The 19,133-nt window shown below is 58.1% G+C and carries 13 protein-coding genes; 6 read left to right on the forward strand and 7 right to left on the reverse strand.

The features are described 5' to 3' along the window. Window positions 1–77 precede the first annotated feature (77 nt). Both KQI10_RS08420 and KQI10_RS08425 read left to right on the forward strand, forming a co-directional pair. A complete protein-coding gene (locus KQI10_RS08420) occupies window positions 78–1,424 on the forward strand; it encodes an MATE family efflux transporter (protein WP_216566958.1) in 1,347 nt (448 codons plus the stop codon). Next, entirely contained in the window at window positions 1,421–2,563 is a 1,143-nt protein-coding gene (locus KQI10_RS08425; RefSeq protein WP_216566959.1) for a glycoside hydrolase family 3 N-terminal domain-containing protein, read from the forward strand. The genes KQI10_RS08420 and KQI10_RS08425 overlap by 4 nt, the downstream gene beginning before the upstream one ends. 107 nt (window positions 2,564–2,670) lie before the next feature. Here KQI10_RS08425 and sfsA read toward each other — a convergent pair whose 3' ends face one another. The 6 genes from sfsA to KQI10_RS08455 all read right to left on the reverse strand — a co-directional run bounded on the left by sfsA (window position 2,671) and on the right by KQI10_RS08455 (window position 8,156). Beyond that, a complete protein-coding gene (gene sfsA / locus KQI10_RS08430; RefSeq protein WP_216566960.1) occupies window positions 2,671–3,348 on the reverse strand; it encodes a DNA/RNA nuclease SfsA in 678 nt (225 codons plus the stop codon). A gap of 12 nt (window positions 3,349–3,360) precedes the next feature. Continuing rightward, complete coding sequence (locus tag KQI10_RS08435) at window positions 3,361–3,918, reverse strand: chromate transporter (protein WP_216566961.1); 558 nt, start codon at window positions 3,916–3,918, stop codon at window positions 3,361–3,363. After that, window positions 3,915–4,475, reverse strand: a complete 561-nt coding sequence (locus KQI10_RS08440; RefSeq protein WP_216566962.1) for a chromate transporter — start codon at window positions 4,473–4,475, stop codon at window positions 3,915–3,917. The genes KQI10_RS08435 and KQI10_RS08440 overlap by 4 nt, the downstream gene beginning before the upstream one ends. A gap of 79 nt (window positions 4,476–4,554) precedes the next feature. Then, window positions 4,555–6,168 (reverse strand): CTP synthase, encoded by a 1,614-nt coding sequence (locus KQI10_RS08445; protein ID WP_216566964.1) that lies wholly within the window; start codon window positions 6,166–6,168, stop codon window positions 4,555–4,557. Window positions 6,169–6,349: 181 nt separating this feature from the next. After that, window positions 6,350–6,934 carry an ANTAR domain-containing response regulator gene (locus KQI10_RS08450; RefSeq protein ID WP_216566965.1) on the reverse strand — a complete coding sequence of 195 codons (585 nt, stop codon included), beginning with the start codon at window positions 6,932–6,934 and terminating at the stop codon, window positions 6,350–6,352. Between the two features lie 25 nt (window positions 6,935–6,959). Beyond that, complete coding sequence (locus KQI10_RS08455; RefSeq protein ID WP_216566966.1) at window positions 6,960–8,156, reverse strand: glutamine synthetase family protein; 1,197 nt, start codon at window positions 8,154–8,156, stop codon at window positions 6,960–6,962. A 415-nt stretch (window positions 8,157–8,571) separates the two neighbouring features. Between KQI10_RS08455 and KQI10_RS08460 the strand changes: the two genes are divergently transcribed. From KQI10_RS08460 to KQI10_RS08475, 4 genes are all read left to right on the forward strand, one after another. Beyond that, a complete protein-coding gene (locus tag KQI10_RS08460; RefSeq protein ID WP_216566967.1) occupies window positions 8,572–10,659 on the forward strand; it encodes a glutamine synthetase III in 2,088 nt (695 codons plus the stop codon). A gap of 229 nt (window positions 10,660–10,888) precedes the next feature. Further along, complete coding sequence (asnB, locus tag KQI10_RS08465) at window positions 10,889–12,463, forward strand: asparagine synthase B (RefSeq protein ID WP_216566968.1); 1,575 nt, start codon at window positions 10,889–10,891, stop codon at window positions 12,461–12,463. 32 nt (window positions 12,464–12,495) lie between these two features. After that, a complete protein-coding gene (gene gltB, locus KQI10_RS08470; RefSeq protein WP_216566969.1) occupies window positions 12,496–16,989 on the forward strand; it encodes a glutamate synthase large subunit in 4,494 nt (1,497 codons plus the stop codon). A 6-nt stretch (window positions 16,990–16,995) separates the two neighbouring features. Further along, a complete protein-coding gene (locus tag KQI10_RS08475) occupies window positions 16,996–18,465 on the forward strand; it encodes a glutamate synthase subunit beta (RefSeq protein ID WP_216566970.1) in 1,470 nt (489 codons plus the stop codon). Window positions 18,466–18,555: 90 nt separating this feature from the next. Here KQI10_RS08475 and KQI10_RS08480 read toward each other — a convergent pair whose 3' ends face one another. After that, a complete protein-coding gene (locus tag KQI10_RS08480; RefSeq protein WP_216566971.1) occupies window positions 18,556–18,900 on the reverse strand; it encodes a hypothetical protein in 345 nt (114 codons plus the stop codon). Window positions 18,901–19,133: the final 233 nt, after the last annotated feature.

Here is a 19,133-nt window from a genome sequence, read left to right on the forward strand (position 1 = left end):
CTATGGCAGAAAAATGTCATAGACAATCGAATTCTCCTGTGCTACAATCCCGGGTAGAACCTTCAGGAGGCTATACTATGGCACAAAAAACAGCCGCAAAACAAATTACGGAAGGGATCATCTGGAAGCAGATCCTCGTCTTCTTCTTTCCCATTCTGCTGGGGACTTTTTTCCAGCAGATGTATAACACGGTGGACACCATTATCGTAGGGCGATTCGTCAGCACGGAAGCTCTTGCGGCGGTGGGAACCACAGGTCCACTGGTAAATATTTTCAACGGCTTTTTCACAGGTCTCGGCTCCGGAGCAACGGTCATTCTGGCTCAGTTTTACGGGGCCGGAAACAGGCAGGGCGTCCGGGACACCCTGCACACGGGCGTGGCCCTGTCTCTGGTATTGGGTCTGGGCGTTACGGTCCTGGGCGTCGGCATTGGGCCTGTAGCCCTGCGGTGGATGAAGACCCCGGATGAATGTCTGGGGCTGGCCTCTCAGTATGTGCGCGTCTATTTTGCCGGCGCTCTGGCCTCCATGCTTTACAATATGGAGGCCGGCATTCTGCGGGCCATGGGAGACTCCCAGCGGCCGGTGATCTCTCTGATCGTCGCCTGCCTTGTGAATATCGTCATGGATCTGGTGCTGGTGGTGGGCCTGAAAATGGGTGTGGCCGGAGCGGCGCTGGCTACGGTGATTTCCCAGATCGTCAGCGCCGCCATGCTGCTGATTGTCCTGCTGCGGGAGAAAGAAACTCCCCTGCAACTGTCCCGGCTGCACATCCAGCCGAAGCTGCTGGGCAGGATTCTCGCCATCGGTGTGCCTGCGGGGCTGCAGCTGGTGATGTTCGATCTGTCCAATACGCTGATTCAGTCCGGCATCAACTCCTTCGGCTCCACGGTTATGGCCGCCTGGACCGCCTACACCAAAACGGACGCCCTGACCTGGATGGTCTCCGGCGCCTTCGGCGTGTCCATCACCACATTTGTAGGCCAGAACTACGGCGCCCACAAATATGACCGGGTGCGGCAGAGTGTCCGGGTTTGTCTTGGCATGAGCATTGGCACGGTTGGTTTCATCAGCCTGCTGATGGTCCTGTTCCGCCGGTTCATTCTGGGGATTTACACCACGGACGGGGCGGTGATTGAGGACGGCGCTTATATCATTTCCGTGATCGTTCCTTTTGCTGCCGCCTTTATGCCGGTAGAGATCTTTGCCGGTACCATGCGGGGCATGGGGGACTCCCTGCGGCCCACGGTCATCATCTGCCTCAGCGTCTGTGTGGTGCGGGTTGCCTGGATCATGACGGTGGTGAAGAGATACCATACGCTTCTGACGCTCTGCATCTGCTATCCCATAACCTGGGTGCTGTGCGCTCTGGTGTTCATTTTCAACTATTGCCGCTCCTTCCGGCCAAGATTGGAGCAAGTATGAAAAAGATATTGATTCTTGCCGCTGCGGCCATGCTGCTGGCAGGCTGCGCACGGGAACCGGAGTCCGTTCCCGCCGCTTCGACGAACGTGATTTCCCCGGAAACAACCGTCCAGACCGTCCCAACAGAAACGACCGCCCCGGAAGATCCCCTGCGGACGATCCTGAACGGTATGACTTTGGAAGAAAAGGTAGGGCAGCTCTTTCTGGTCCGATGCCGGAAGGAAACCGGAGTGGAGGACATCACCGCCTATCATCCCGGCGGCTATGTGCTGTTCGGCCGGGATTTTGACGACCAGACACCGGACGGTCTCCGCGCCCAGCTGGAAAGCTACCAGTCCGCCGCAAACATTCCCATGCTTATGGCTGTAGACGAAGAGGGCGGCACAGTCTGCCGGGTCAGCAGTCACCCCGCTTTCCGGGCAGAAAAATACCCCTCCCCCCGGGAAGCCTACGCCATGGGCGGCATGGCTGTGGCTCTGAGCGTGGAGTGGGACAAAGCGTATTTGCTGAATAGTCTGGGACTGAACGTGAATCTGGCCCCGGTCTGTGATATCAGTCAGGCCCCCGGTGCCTTTATGTACGCCCGTTCCTTGGGAGAAGACCCGCAGGCCACCGCGGAATTCGTGACAGGCGCTCTGGAACGGATGGCAGAAAACGGCGTTGGGGGTGTTATGAAACACTTTCCGGGCTACGGCGACAATGCCGACACCCATACAGGCTCCGCGGTGGATGACCGAAGTCTGGAAGTGCTGGAAAACCGGGATCTGATCCCCTTTCAGGCGGGCATCGGCAGCGGTCTTGGCGCCATCCTCGTCAGCCACAACATCGTCACCGCTCTGGATGGCGAGCGGCCCGCTTCCCTCTCCCCGGCGGTCATGGCCTATCTGCGGCAGAGCATGGGGTTCTCCGGGGTGATCCTGACGGATGATCTGTCCATGGGCGCTCTGGAGGACTATACCCCGGAAGAGGCCGCCGTGCTGGCCTTGCAGGCAGGGGCTACCATGCTGTGCAGCACGGATTTCGACACCCAGATTCCCGCCGTCCTGGAGGCGGTGCACAATGGACGTCTCTCCGAGCAGGCCGTGGAGGACGCCGTGTATAAAATCCTCACCTGGAAGCAGAGCCTGGGGCTGCTGTGAAGCAGGAACTTTTGTAAAGGGCGGTACAGGCTTGCCCATTTCTCGCGCAAGCCTGTACCGCCCTTCATCCGTCAGGGCTGCGCTCCGCCGGTTTAACAGTCTCGTTTTTACAGCACCACCGGCACCGGGTCGCCGATGGTCATTTTTTTTGGTTCTACCAGGCAGTCCACAGCCAGAACATGTACCCCGGCCGCGGCGGCCTCCCGGAGGGCTTTTCCGAAAGCAGGGTCTGTGCCGTCATTGGGATGAAGGTACCGGACAGGCCGCATCTGGATCACAAACAGCGCATAGCATTCGCAGCCCTCAGAGACAGCCCTTTGCAGTCCCCGCAGGTGTTTGGCTCCCCGCTCCGTCGGCGCGTCCGGGAAAGCGCAGACGCCGTTTTCTTCCAGTGTTACCCCCTTGACCTCCAGATAGCACTGCTTTCCGTCCTTTTGGAACGCAAAATCAAACCGTGAATCTCCGTGAACCGTCTCCGGGCGGAGCGCATCGATTTTCCCCAGTCCGCCCCCGGACAGCCACTCCCCCACTGCCTTATTGGGTGCCTGCGAATCCATGTTGATAAGGTACTGCCCTTTTTCCACGCAGATCAGGTCGTACTTTGTTTTCCGGGTCGATGCGTCAAAGCGCTGGCACCAGACCCTCGCCCCGGGTACCAGCAGCTCCCGGCACCGCCCCGTATTTTTCACATGGACAGTCTCCGAAACGCCGCAGATCTCCACATGGGCAATAAACCGGTTTGGCCGGTCCCGAAAGACTCCGGGGACCATATTTTCATAGAGCATAAGGCCCTCCTTTTACGGGAACATGGAAATCGCCAGATTCAGCACCCCTGCCAGCACCATAACGGCAATGGGACTCCATTTTGTCCGGCGCAGCAGCACAAAGCACAGCACAAAGATCCCGACCATTATCACGTTCGTTTCTTTCAAAGCAATGGTCCCGCCGCCCCAGAAAGCGTTCAGCAGGATAGACACGCCCGCCGAGGCAATCATCGCCACCACCGCCGGACGCAGAGTCCCCAAAACGCTCTGGAGCACGGAGAGATCCCGGTATTTCAGATACAGTCCGGCGATCAGCGTCACCAGAACGCAGGCCGGGAGAATGCACCCCGCCGTCGCCGCCAACGCGCCGAGGATCCCGCCGATTTTGGTGCCCACAAACGTCGCCGCGTTTACGGCTATGGGCCCGGGAGTCATTTCCGCAATGGTGACCAGGTCCGCGAATTCTGTTGTGGTCAGCCAGCCATGGGATGTTACAATCTGGGCCTCGATCAGCGGCATGGCGGCATAGCCGCCGCCGAAGCTCAGGGCTCCGATCTGCAAAAAGCTCAGGAACAACTGCCAATAGATCATGCTTTCTTCCTCCCTGCCAGCAGTGCCCGCAGGATTCCCAGACCGATACAGGTCAGAATCACGGTCACCACATTCACCCGGTACACGCACACGGCCATAAACGCCGCCAGCATGATGCCCACGGAGAGAACGCTCTTCTGCTTTACGACCTTCCCGCCCATGTCCCAGACCACGGAGGCAATGACTGCCGCCACCCCCGCCTGCATTCCGGCAAGAAGCCGGCTGACAACAAAGTTATCCCGGAAAAGCGCATAAAAAAAGGAAATGGCCGAAATGATGACAAAAGGCGGAAGGGTCGTCGCCGCAATAGCCACCAGTGCCCCCGACAGGCCCGCCAGCTTATAGCCCACAACAATCGCGCCGTTCACCGCAATGGCCCCGGGCGCGGACTGGGCAATGGCGATCAGGTCCAGCATCTCGTCCTCCTCAATCCAGTGCAGTTCATCTACAAATTTTTCCTTCATGAGCGTTACAATCACATAGCCTCCGCCAAAGGTGAAGGCGCTGAGATACAGCGTGGAAACAAACAGCTTCCACAGCACATGCTTTCTTTTCATGACTCTCCTCCCCACGGATTATTTCCACCATTCTACCAAAATCCCCCCGGTTTTGCAACCGGGGGATAATTTTGGTTTATCAGCTGTTCTCGGAACGCTCCAGGCTTGCTTTCACAAAGGACACGAACAGAGGATGGGGCTTATTGGGGCGGCTCTTGAACTCGGGGTGGAACTGGACGCCCACATAGAAGGGGCTGTCCCGCAGCTCCACGGTTTCCACGATGTAACCGTCCGGTGAGGTGCCGCTGATGGTCAGGCCGGCATCCACCAGGGTCTGGCGGAAGTCGTTGTTGAATTCATAGCGGTGGCGGTGGCGCTCATAGATGTGGGCCGCGCCGTAAGCCTCAAACATCTTCGTGCCGGGGACGACCTGACAGGGGTAAGCGCCCAGCCGCAGGGTACCGCCCTTGGCGACGGAATCATTCTGGTCCGGCAGGAAGTCAATGACCTTATGAGTGCTCTCCGGGTCAAATTCACCGGAGTTGGCGTCCGCCATGCCCGCCACAGACCGCGCAAAGGCGATGACGGATATCTGCATACCCAGGCAGATGCCGAAATAGGGCACATGGTTCTCCCGGCAGTAGTCCGCCGCAGTGATCATGCCATCGATGCCCCGGGAACCGAAGCCGCCGGGCACGATGATGCCGGCGCAGTCCCTCAGCACCTCTTTTACGTTCTCCCGGGTAATGGTCTCGGAATCGATCCACCGGATATCCACATTGGCTCCCAGATCAAAGCCCGCATGGCGCAATGCCTCGGCCACGGACAGATAGGCATCGTGAAGCTGGACATACTTGCCCACAAGACCGATGGTCACGTTCTTATCCCGGGTATCGATCTTTTGCAGCATCCGGTACCAGTCGGACAGATCAATGTCCGGAGCATCGATGTTCAGCTCCCGGCAGACGATGGAGGAAAAGTTCTGCTTTTCCAGCATAATGGGGGCCTCATACAGGCTGGGCAGGGTGATATTCTCAATGACGCAGTCCGGCTTCACGTTGCAGAACATGGCAATCTTGCGGAAGATGCTGTCCTCCAGGGGCTCATCGCAGCGCAGAACAATGATATCCGGCTTTACACCCAGACCTTGCAGTTCCTTGACGGAGTGCTGGGTCGGTTTGCTCTTATGCTCATCGGAACCACGCAGGAAAGGCACCAATGTCACATGGATGAACAGGCTGTTGGTGGGGCCCGCCTCCAGAGAGATCTGCCGCACGGCCTCCACAAAGGGCTGGGACTCGATATCGCCGATGGTGCCGCCGATCTCCGTAATAACCACGTCAGCATCGGTTTGCTTGCCCACCCGGTAAACGAATTCCTTGATCTCGTTGGTGATATGGGGAATGACCTGCACGGTAGAGCCCAGATACTCGCCCTGACGCTCCTTGTTCAGTACGTTCCAGTACACCTTGCCGGTGGTCAGATTGGAATACTTGTTCAGGTTTTCATCAATAAAGCGCTCATAATGGCCCAGGTCCAGGTCCGTCTCCGCGCCGTCCTCGGTAACGTAGACCTCGCCGTGCTGATAGGGACTCATGGTGCCCGGATCCACATTGATATAGGGATCCAGCTTCTGGGCCGCCACCTTCAGCCCCCGGGCCTTCAGAAGGCGTCCCAAAGAGGCCGCCGTAATGCCCTTGCCAAGGCCGGAAACAACGCCGCCGGTCACAAAAATATACTTGGTTTCTTTCATATGAGATCCTCCGCTTCTGGATAGTCTGTTGGTATATTGATGCCGGTTGAAATACGAATTGACAGTTGACAATTGACAGTTGACAATTAAGGAGTTTCCTCCGGAAACAAATCATAAAATTATTTCTATTCGTCCCGAAGGGACACCGCAATTGTCAATTGTCAATTTAATAAAGATTCAGTCATTGGTCATACGACCGGATAATGTTCTCCGCCACCTCTCTGCGGGACAGGCGCATGTCCATTGCCTGACGTTCGATATAGTAGTGGGCTTCACTTTCCGTCATGCGCAGCTGCTCGATCAGCAGCCACTTGGCCCGGTTGACTGTGCGGATATCGGCCATTTTTTCCTGCAGGGCCCTGCTTTTCTGATCCATCCGCAGGAGCTTCCCCCGCAGCGCCGTGGCCAGGCGGATGGCGCTTTGCAGGGTCTGTTGGGTCAGAGGCTTGCTCAGGGTCAGCACGCCCTCGTCCTCCACCTGAAAGCATACCTGGTCATAGGATTCCCCAGGCACCAGCAGTACCACCCCCACATCGTCCCGGGCCAGGTCCACCGCCAGTTGGCTGCCGAATTCATCCCGCATGGGGGCGTTCAAAATGGCAATATCCACGGTGCAGTCCATGACCATGCGCTTGGCCTCTCCGGCAGAGCCCGCCCGCATGGGCGGCTCATAGCTGCTGCCGGGCAGCAGAGTCTGCAGAAGCGCAAAGGTCTTGTCATTGGCCCCTGCTACAAGGACCTTATAGATATTCTTTCCGGATGGCATTCCTTTACGCTCCTTTCTGAATTTCTTATTTCCAGAACCCCTCCGGCAGCACACTGCGGATGAATTCGCTTTCGGAGGCGATATCCTTTGCCTCCTTCAGGCTGCCGGGCAGTGTCTCCAGCCCCGCCGTGACGCTGCGGTCCGCCGTATAAAAATTCACGTTCAGCGGCTCCGGCGGCAGCAGCTTCCGTTTCACTCCGTCCAGACCCGCGTAAATGACCAATGCGTAGGCCAGATGCGGATTCACCATGGGATCCGGAGACCGCAGCTCCATGCGCTTGTATTCTCCCTGGGCCGCCGGAATGCGGATGAGCTGGGAGCGGTTTCCCGGGGACCAGGTGACGAATCGGGGTGCCTTTCGTTCGCCCAGGCGGCGATAGGAGGCATCCGTGGGATTTAGGTATGCGGTCATTTCCCGGACGTGGGCCAGAATGCCCGCCATGAAATACTGACTCACATGCTCACCGTTGTCATGCCGGACAGAAATATTGATGTGCAGGCCGTTGCCAGCCGCCTCCGGAATGGGCTTGGGAGAGAAATCCGCGTACAGGCCGTTGCTGACGGCCACAGCCCTGACGACAGAGGTAAAGATCAGTGCGTTGTCCGCCGCCGTCATGGCATCGGAATAGCGAAAATCGATCTCGTTCTGCCCGGGGCCCTCCTCATGATGGGAGCTTTCCGGAGAAATGCCCATGCTCTCCAACGTAAGCACGATTTCCCGGCGGACATTTTCGCCTTTGTCCTCCGGGGCCACATCCATATAGGTAGCGTGATCAAAGGGCTGGGACGTGGGATTGCCGTCCGCATCCGTCTTGAACAGGTAGAATTCAAACTCCGCGCCGATCTGCACGGTCAGCCCCGCCTGCTTTGCCTCCCGCACCGCGTTTTCCAGCAGCAGCCGGCAGTCCATGGGGAAGGGCTGCCCGTCAGGGTAGCAAATATGGCAGAACATCCGCACCACTTTGCCCCGGCTGGGCCGCCAGGGCAGATCCGTCAGCGTGGAGGGAATGGGGAAGAGAAACAGATCCGATTCCTCCACTCCGCCAAAGCCCGTGACCGCGGAGGCATCAAAAGAAATGCCCTGGGAGAAAGCGCGTCTTAACTCCTGGGGCATGATGGCGATATTTTTCTGTTTGCCGGCGACGTCGCAGAAAGCCAGGCGGATGAATTTCACATCCTCCTGCTCCACATAGGAAATTACATCTTCTTCCGTGTACAGCATAAAAGATCCTTTCCGTCAAAAAAATGAAAAAAGGACGCTCACCGGACGGGGGCGCACGCCCAGTCTCAGCAAACATCCTTGTCTACTCAGCTGAATTATACTCGCTGCGGGCTGCTCTGTCAACGTTTTTTCGAGGGCAATCTCCACAAAAATCAGGCATTTACGGACAGCTGTCCTTGATATGTGGAAATTGCCATGAAACCGGGATTCCGGGAAAGCGTCCATTGGGCGAACCGCCAAAATGCAATTAGCTTATTGACAAATTGCATTTTGGGGTGTATGATGCGTCCATACAGACAAGGGAAACCGGTGTACACCGGGCTCCGAAAAGGCGACAAGGGTGTCGCTATGGCCTTGGCCATAGCCGCCCTTGCCGCCTTTTTTATTGGTATATTACAGAAAAGGGGATAACAACATGGTAACGGAAATCTTTTCTTCTATGGTTTTTGACGATGCCACCATGGAGGCACGTCTGCCGAAAGAAACCTACAAAGCACTCCAGAAGACCATCAAGCAGGGCAAGCATCTGGATCCCGGCGTGGCGACGGTGGTCGCCAATGCCATGAAGGATTGGGCCATTGAAAAGGGCGCTACCCACTTCACCCACTGGTTCCAGCCCATGACCGGCGTTACCGCCGAAAAGCACGACAGTTTCATCTCCCCCAAAGGCAGCGGCAAGGTCATTATGGAGTTCTCCGGCAAGGAGCTGATCCAGGGCGAGCCGGATGCATCCTCCTTCCCCTCCGGCGGCCTGCGGGCCACCTTTGAGGCCAGAGGCTACACCGCCTGGGATGCTACGTCCTATGCCTTTATCAAAGACGGCGTGCTGTGTATCCCCACCGTCTTCTGTTCCTACGGCGGTGAGGCTCTGGACCAGAAGACCGCGCTGCTGCGCTCCATGGAGGCCATCAACCGGCAGGCCATGCGGGTGCTGAAGCTCTTCGGCAATGAAGACGCAACCTCCGTCAAGACCACCGTTGGCCCCGAGCAGGAGTATTTTCTCATTGACAAAAGCGCCTTCGACAAGCGCAAGGACCTGATTTACACCGGCCGGACCCTGTTCGGCGCCAAGGCGCCCAAGGGTCAGGAGCTGGACGACCACTATTTCGGTGCCATCAAACCCCGGGTTGCCGCCTTTATGAAAGAGCTGAACGATGAGCTGTGGAAGCTGGGCGTGCTTGCCAAGACGGAGCACAATGAGGTCGCCCCGGCCCAGCACGAAATGGCCCCCATTTTCACCACCACAAACATCGCCGCGGACCACAACCAGCTGACCATGGAGATGATGCGCAAGGTCGCTCAGCGCCACGGGCTGGTGTGCCTGCTTCACGAAAAGCCCTTTGACGGTGTCAACGGCAGCGGCAAGCACAACAACTGGTCCATTTCCACGGACACCGGCGTAAATCTTCTGGAGCCCGGCGAGACTCCCTATGAAAATGCCCAGTTCCTGCTGTTCCTGTGCGCGGTCATTAAGGCCGTGGACGAGTATCAGGATCTGCTGCGGATCTCCGTAGCCTCCGCGGGCAATGACCACCGGCTGGGCGCAAACGAAGCGCCCCCCGCCATCGTGTCCATGTTCCTGGGCAGCGACCTGAGCGAGATCCTGGAGGCCATCGAAAAGGACGCCCCCTACGATGGCAAGGAAAAGGAAGTTCTGCGCATTGGCGTCCACACTCTGCCCAAGTTCCAGCGGGATGCCACAGACCGGAATCGCACCAGCCCCTTTGCCTTTACCGGCAACAAGTTTGAATTCCGGATGCTTGGCTCCGCGGAATCCATCTCCTGCACCAACACCATTCTGAACACCACTGTGGCCGAGGAGCTGCGGCAGTTTGCCGATAAGCTGGAGGGTGCCGAGAACTTTGAGAGTGCTCTGCATGACCTGATCCGCCAGACCATTATCGATCACAAACGCATTATCTTCAATGGCGACGGCTACGATGCCTCCTGGGTCAAGGAAGCGGAAAAGCGGGGTCTGCTGAATCTGAAGACCACTCCCGACGCTCTGGCCCACATGCTGGACAGGAAAAACATAGAACTCTTCAAGACCCACAAGGTTTACAGTGAGGCCGAGCTCACCGCCCGCCATGAGGTCAAGCTGGAGAACTACTGCAAGGTGGTCAACATTGAGGCCCAGACCATGCTGGATATGACCTGGAAGGATATTCTGCCCGCCGTCTCCGACTATACCGCCAAGCTCTGCGCCAGAGCCTCCGCCAAGAAGACCGTGCTGCCCGGTGCGGACTGCAGCTATGAAGAAAACATCGGCCGCAAGCTCAGTGCCCTGCTCACCGCCGCCTACAAGGCCGCGGGCAAGCTGGAGAAGGATCTGCTGGACAGCAAGAGTGCCCCGGATGCCGCCGCCCTGGCCGACATCTTCAAGAGCACCATTCTGGACGACATGCGGGAGCTGCGCATCAGCGTTGACGCCATGGAAACCATCATGCCCGCCGAAAGCTGGCCCTACCCCTCCTACGGTGAGATTCTGTTCGGGGTGAGATAAGGGCGATTGAAAATCGAACTTTGCACGGGAATGAATTGACAATGGACAATTGACAGTTGACAATTGTGGGAGTTTCCTTTGGAAACAATTCCAATTCATCCCGAAAGGGCCCTTATAATTGTCAATTGTCAATTTCATTCCATATACCTTTCTCCAATGTGGGAGAAAGCTCAAAACCGGATTGCAAAATCCGGTTTTGGCATACAAAGCATAGAAAGAAGGAATCCCCATGTGTTCCATCATTGGTTACATCGGGCACCGTCTGACGGCGGAGTCTGTGAAGCCTTATTTTGACCGCACCATCTCCCGTGGGCCGGATATGAGCCGGATCATCTCCATCCCCGGGGGCTTCCTGGGCTTTCACCGGCTGGCTATTATGGGGCTGACCGAAATGGGTATGCAGCCCTTTGTCCGGGAAAACACCGCCGTGGTCTGCAACGGCGAAATTTACGGCTTCCGGGCTATCCGGGAACGTCTGCAAAAGCAGGGCTATATCTTCCACAGTGACTCGGACTGCGAGATTCTGCTGCCCCTTTATGAACAAAAGGGCACCGAAATGTTCCGGGATTTGGACGCGGAGTTCGCCATGATTCTCTTTGACGGCAAATCCCTTGTGGCTGCCCGGGATCCTATCGGCATCCGGCCGCTGTACTACGGCTACGATGAAGACGGCCAGATCATTTTCGCCAGCGAGCCCAAAAACCTGGTAGGCCTGTGCGCAAAGATCATGCCCTTTCCCCCGGGACATTACTACAAGGACGGCAAATTCGTCTGCTACCGGGATATGAGCACCCCTGCCTATCACTGCACGGACGATCTGGAAACCGCCTGCTGCCGCATTCGGGAAAAGCTCACCACCGGCATTGAAAAGCGGCTGGATGCCGACGCCCCCGTGGGCTTCCTGCTCTCCGGCGGTCTGGATTCCAGTCTGGTCTGTGCCGTGGCCGCCCGGGTCAGCAAAAAGCCCATCAGGACCTTCTCCATCGGCATGGACATCGACGCCATCGACCTGAAATATGCCCGTCAGGTGGCGGACTATCTGGGCGCCGACCATACGGAGGTCATTATCACGAAGGATGACGTGCTGGAAGCCCTGCCCCATGTGGTGGCGCTGCTGGGCACCTACGATATCACCACCATCCGGGCCTCCATCGGCATGTATCTGGTATGCAAATACATCCACGAGCACACAGACCTGCGGGTGCTGCTCACAGGAGAGATTTCCGATGAGCTTTTCGGCTACAAATATACGGACTTTGCCCCCAGCGCGGAGGAATTCCAGAAGGAAGCGGAAAAGCGGATCCGGGAGCTGCATATGTACGACGTGCTCCGGGCAGACCGCTGCATCAGCGTCAACTCTCTGGAAGCCCGGGTGCCCTTCGGCGATCTGGATTTTGTGGAATACGTCATGGCTCTGGACCCCGAAATGAAGCGCAACCACTACGGCAAGGGCAAATACCTGCTGCGGCACGCCTTTGAGGGGGACTACCTTCCTTATGACATTCTCATGCGGGAGAAGGCCGCCTTCTCCGACGCCGTGGGCCACTCCATGGTTGACGATCTGAAAGCCTACGCCGAGGAACAGTACACCGACGCGGAATATGAGCACCGGCGCAAAGCCTACAGCTTTGCCCAGCCCTTTACCAGGGAAAGCCTGCTCTACCGGGAGCTTTTTGAACGGTACTATCCCGGTCAGGCGGAAATGGTCAGGGACTTCTGGATGCCCAACAAATCCTGGGCAGGCTGCGATGTGAAAGACCCCTCTGCCAGAGTACTTTCGAACTACGGCGACAGCGGAAAATAACTGTCAAAACTACAAATCAGGAGGCAATCTCCATGGATCAAACCCTTTATTCCGAAAACTTCGAGCACGACGCCTGCGGCATTGGTGCCGTGGTGAATATCGACGGCGCAGCCAGTCATTCCGTGGTAGACGACGCTCTGACCATTGTGGAGCGGCTGGAACACCGGGCCGGCAAGGACGCCACAGGAGAAGTGGGCGACGGCGTAGGTGTGCTGCTGCAAATCCCCCACAAACTCTTTGCCTCTCTGGGACTTTCTTTGGGTCAGCCCGGAGACTACGGTGTGGGCATGTTCTTTTTTCCCCAGGACGCCCTGCAGCGGCGGCAGGCCCAGAAGCTCTTTGAAGTCATCTGCGGCAAGGAAGGTATCGCTTTCCTCGGATGGCGGCAGGTGCCTGTGGTACCGGAGGTACTGGGCAAACGGGCCCTGGACTCCATGCCTGCCATCTATCAGTGCTTTGTCTCCCGTCCGGAGGACACCGCCAGGGGTCTGGACTTTGACCGGAAGCTCTATGTAATCCGCCGGGTCTTCGAGCAGAGCAGCGAGGGGACCTATGTCTGCTCCTTCTCCTCCCGGACGCTCGTGTACAAGGGCATGTTTCTGGTGAACCAGCTGCGCAAATTCTATCCCGACCTGCAGCAGCCCCAGACACAGAGCGCCATTGCCATGGTGCATTCCCGATTCTCCACCAATACGACCCCCAGCTGGGAGCGGGCTCACCCCAACCGGCTGATCCTGCACAACGGTGAGATCAATACCATCCGGGGCAATGCGGACCGGATGCTTGCCCGTGAGGAGACCATGGAGTCTCCCTGTCTCAGTGAGGAGGACATGGGCAAGGTGCTGCCTGTCATCGCCCGGTCCGGCTCGGACTCCGCCATGCTGGACAATACTCTGGAATTTCTCATGATGAACGGCATCCCGCTGCCTCTGGCCGTGATGATCACCATCCCGGAGCCCTGGCAGAAGGATGACAGCATGGGCCGGAAAAAGAAGGACCTCTACCGCTATTACTCCACCATGATGGAGCCCTGGGACGGACCCGCCGCCATTTTCTTCTCCGACGGCGAGATCATGGGTGCCGTGCTGGACCGGAACGGTCTGCGGCCCGCCAGATACTACATTACGGATGACCGCCGTCTGATTCTCTCCTCCGAGGTAGGCGTATTGGATATCCCTCCGGAAAAGGTCCTGAAAAAATCCCGCTTGCAGCCCGGCAAAATGCTGCTGGTGGACACCGTGCGGAAGAAGGTCATTACGGACGAAGACTGCAAAGACGCTTTGTCCCGGCGGCAGCCCTACGGCGAATGGCTGGATCAATATCTGGTGCGGCTGGAGGAGCTGCCGGTCCCCAACAAGCAGGTGGAAGCCTACAGCCAGCTCCAGCGGGACCGGCTGTACAAAGCCTTTGGCTATACCTATGAGGATGTGATGGATGCCATTCTGCCCATGGCAAAGTCCGGGGCGGAGAAGACCGCCTCCATGGGTACGGACATTCCTCTGGCTGTGCTGTCCGAAAAGCACCAGCCCCTATTCAACTACTTCAAGCAGCTCTTTGCCCAGGTCACAAATCCGCCCATTGACGCCCTTCGGGAGGAGATCGTCACAGATACCTCCGTTTACATCGGCTCCGACGGCAACCTTTTGCAGGAAAAGGCGGAAAACTGCCGGGTCCTACAGATCCGGAATCCCATTATCACCTCCGTGGAGCTGATGCAGATCAAGGCCATGGACCGTCCCGGCTTCCGGGTCGCCACGGTCTCCCTGCTGTACTACACCAACGCCTCCCTGAAAAGCGCCATTGACCGGCTGTTTGTGGAGGTAGACCGGGCCTACCGGGACGGAGCCAATGTCATCATTCTCTCCGACCGTGGCGTAGACGAATACCACATCGCCATTCCCTCCCTGCTGGCCGTCTCCGCCATCGAGCAGTATCTGGTGCGCACCAAGAAGCGCACCGCCGTCTCCATCATTCTGGAGAGTGCCGAGCCCCGGGATGTGCACCACTTTGCCACCCTGCTGGGCTACGGTGCCCGGGCCATTAACCCCTATCTTGCCCAGGACTGCATCAAAGAGCTGGTAGACCGGAATATGTTGGACAAGGACTGCCATCAGGCAATCCTGGACTACAACAAGGCCATTCTGGCGGGCATCGTAAAAATCGCCTCCAAAATGGGGATTTCCACCCTGCAATCCTACCAGTCCGCCCAGATTTTTGAGGCAGTCGGCATCTGCAAGGAGGTCATTGACGCCTACTTTGCCAATACGGTCAGTCCCGTGGAGGGCATCGGTCTGGCGGAAATCGCCGAGGGCGTCCAGTGGCGGCATAACCACGCCTTTGATCCCCTGGATTTGGGCGTGGACACCACCCTGGATTCCACAGGCACCCACCGTCTGCGCTCCGGCAGCGGCGCGGAGGATCACCTCTACAATCCGAAAACCATCATTGCCCTGCGGGAGGCTGTCCAATCCGGAAGCTACGAGCGTTTCCGGCAGTATACGGATCTGGTGGACGATGAGCGCAAACCCCACACCCTCCGGGGCCTGCTGGACTTCAGGTTCTCCGAGGACGGCGGCATCCCGCTGGAAGAAGTGGAGGACGCACGGGAAATCGTCAAGCGATTCAAGACCGGCGCCATGTCCTACGGCTCCATTTCCTGGGAAGCCCACTGCTGCATGGCCAAAGCCATGAACGCCCTGGGCGGCAAATCCAACTCCGGCGAGGGAGGCGAGGATCCCAGCCGCTACGGCACCGATACCAACAGCGCCATCAAGCAGGTGGCCTCCGCCCGGTTCGGCGTCACCAGCGCCTACCTGTGCTCCGCAAAGGAGATCCAGATCAAAATGGCCCAGGGGGCCAAGCCCGGCGAGGGCGGTCATCTGCCCGGCAGTAAGGTCTACCCCTGGATCGCCAAAACCCGGTACTCCACCCCCGGCGTCAGCCTGATCTCTCCCCCGCCCCACCACGACATCTATTCCATTGAGGACCTTGCCCAGCTGATCTACGATCTGAAGAACGCCAACCGGGACGCCCGCATTTCCGTAAAGCTGGTATCCGAGGCAGGCGTAGGCACCATTGCGGCGGGCGTTGCCAAGGCAGGCGCCCAGGTGGTCCTGATTTCCGGCTATGACGGCGGCACCGGCGCGGCCCCCAAGAGTTCCATCCACAATGCGGGTCTGCCCTGGGAACTGGGTCTGGCGGAAGCCCACCAGACCCTGATCCGCAACGGCCTCCGGGGCCGGGTCCGTCTGGAGACGGACGGCAAGCTCATGAGCGGCCGGGACGTAGCCATCGCCTGCATGCTGGGCGCCGAGGAATTCGGTTTCGCCACAGCCCCGCTGGTCTCCATGGGCTGCGTCATGATGCGGGTGTGCAATCTGGACACCTGTCCCGTGGGCATTGCCACCCAGAACCCCGACCTGCGCTGTCGGTTCCAGGGAAAGCCCGAATACGTTATGAACTTCATGCTGTTCATTGCCGAGCAGCTGCAGGAAATCATGGCAAAGCTGGGTGTCCGCACCGTGGACGAGCTGGTGGGGCGCACAGACCTGCTCCAGCCCCGGGAACATCGGATCACCCACCGGGCAGATACCATCCATCTGGACGCCATTCTTGCCCCTATGCCCCATGCGCACTATGAAGAAGCCGAAAAATATGACTTTAAGCTGGAATCCACTCTGGATGACAGTGTTCTGCTTCCCGCCTTCCGGCCCTATATCCGCAAGCGCAAGCCCCATACGGAGAAGGTACGGGTCTCCAGCGTCAACCGCACCTTCGGTACCATTCTTGGCTCCGTGCTGACGAAGGAATGCGGAGAACTTCCGGACGACACCTACCGCGTTGAAGCCGTCGGCGGCGGTGGACAGTCCTTCGGCGCCTTTATCCCCAAGGGGCTGACCATCTCTCTGGAGGGCGATGCCAACGACTATTTTGGCAAAGGTCTCTCCGGCGGTAAGCTCACTGTGCGTCCCCGCAAGGGCAGCCCCTTCGCCCCGGAGGAAAACATCATTATCGGCAACGTAGCGCTCTACGGCGCCACCGGCGGCGAGGCCTATATTGACGGCATCGCCGGCGAGCGATTCTGTGTCCGCAATTCCGGGGCCTGTGCCGTGGCCGAGGGCTGCGGCGACCACGGCTGTGAGTACATGACCGGCGGCCGGGTGGTCATTCTGGGCAGCACCGGCAAAAATTTCGCCGCGGGCATGTCCGGCGGCATCGCCTATGTGCTGGACGAAAACCACGAGCTGTATCTGCGTCTGAACAAGCAGATGGTCTCCATGGAGGCCGTCACCGAACATCACGACGCGGAAGAGTTGCGGAGCATGATCCAGAAGCATGTACTGGAAACCGACTCTCCGTTGGGACGCAGAATTCTGGATGACTTTGAAAACTTCCTGCCCAAATTCAAGAAGATCATCCCCAGGGATTACCAGCGGATGATCACCGCAACGGGTCAGATGGAAGAAAAGGGCATGTCCCACGAGAAGGCCGTTCTGGAAGCCTTCTATGCGGTAAGAAAGGGGTAATGGGTCATGGGAAAAACCACAGGTTTTCTGGAATATACCCGCGCCGCCAACACCTGGAAGCCGCCGCTGGAGCGGATCCGGGACTTTGAGGAATTCAAGCTGCCTCTGAAACGGGCAGAGCGGCAAACTCAGGCCGCCCGGTGCATGAACTGCGGCGTGCCCTTCTGCCAGAGCGGCGAAAACTTCGGCGGCATGTTCTCCGGCTGCCCTCTGCACAATCTGATTCCCGAGTGGAACGACGAAATCTATAACGGCAATTGGCGGCAGGCTCTGAACCGGCTGCTGAAAACCAGCAATTTCCCGGAATTCACAGGCCGGGTCTGCCCCGCCCTCTGCGAAGCCGCCTGCACCTGCGGTATGCAGGGCAGCAGCGTTACCGTCCACGACAACGAACTGGCCATTATCGAGGAGGGCTTCCGGCAGGGCTGGGTTCAGCCTCGGATTCCCGCCGTCCGCAGCGGAAAGCGGGTGGCCGTTATCGGCTCCGGCCCCTCCGGTCTGGCAGTCGCTGACCAGCTGAACCACCGGGGCCACAGCGTCACCGTTTTCGAGCGGGAGGACGCCCCCGGCGGGCTTCTGATGTACGGCATTCCCAACATGAAGCTGGACAAGAAAATCGTCCGCCGCCGAATTGACCTCATGACCGCCGAGGGCGTGGAATTCCGGGTGAACGCCGACGTGGGCAATACGGTGGATCCCCAACAGATTCTGAAGGATTTTGACGCGGTGGTGCTTTGCTGTGGCTCCAAAACGCCGAGAGATCTGAACATCCCCGGCCGGGAGACCCCCGGCGTCCACTTCGCCGTGGACTACCTGACCGCCGCCACAAAAAAAGTGGCAGGCAAAACAGAGGACTTTGCCATCACAGCAAAGGGAAAGCCCGTTGTCATCGTGGGCGGCGGCGACACCGGCAACGACTGCGTGGGCACTGCCATTCGCCAGGGCTGCACCGGCGTAACCCAGCTGGAGATGATGGGAAGGCCCGCGCAGGAACGGCTGCCCAACAATCCCTGGCCCCAGTGGCCCCGGGTGCTGAAAACCGACTACGGCCAGCAGGAGGCCATTGCGGTGTTCGGCCGCGACCCCCGCATTTACCAGACCACCGTCAAGGAGATCCGGCCCGGAGAGGACGGGAGCATCGGCTCCGTAGTCACCGTAAAACTGGAGAGCAGGCAGGCGGACGGGCGCTTCGCCATGGTGCCCATAGAGGGCAGCGAGGAAGAACTGCCCTGCGGATTGCTGCTGATTGCCGCGGGCTTTGTAGGCTGCCAAAGCTATGTGGCAGACGCCTTCGGCCTGACCCGGAACAACCGGGGCAGCATCCAAACCGTGAACTACCGCACGGAAAACCCCAAGATCTTCGCCGCCGGCGACTGCCGCCGGGGCCAGTCCCTGGTGGTCTGGGCCGTCACCGAGGGCCGCGCCTGCGCCCGGGAAGTGGATCTGGCACTGATGGGGTATACAAATCTGCTGTAAGGCAGAAAAGGCACAAAAAGAGTGAGGCATACCACACAGAAATGCGGAGATATGCCTCACTTTTTTCCTTTAGGCCGGAATTTACAGCTCTCAGCCTTCAAGCCACTCGGTCTGAACATCCTGTCCCCAGGCATCCGAGCCATAGCATTTGAGAGACTTGTTATTTGCACACTTCTTTTTTGCATAATCGATAACGATTTTCAAATCACCGACGCAAACCTTTGCGCAGTCATTTTCATCAAATTCGACAGTGTATTCCGCACCCTTCAAGAATTTCGGATGACAGAGGGGCACAGCACACAGGATATGATAGTCTTCATCAGTGCCATACACGCAAACAACGTCCGATTCTTTTTCAACAACGACACCCATCTGCCGTTCGCTGAACATTTGAACTTTCTTACCGAACAAGCCAAATTTGAATTTGTATTGCATGACGATTTCTCCTTTGTTAGGTTCCAATTTCTTGGACCGTCCTTCGACATGACACGATCAAGCTCCATGACGCACTTCCAATCGCAAGCCGTTGCAAATAGGGCCCTCATAGTATCTATTCTTTTACTTCTGATGAAAATCGTATCCGCTCATCAGCTGGGAGCCTCCGGCGGGGAGCTTCTTGTCCCGCCAAGAAGCTCCGCAAGAATGCGGCTTAAGGAGGCGCTGTCGGC

It is taken from the genome of Pseudoflavonifractor sp. MSJ-30 (genome assembly GCF_018918045.1).
Classification (GTDB): domain Bacteria; phylum Bacillota; class Clostridia; order Oscillospirales; family Oscillospiraceae; genus Faecousia.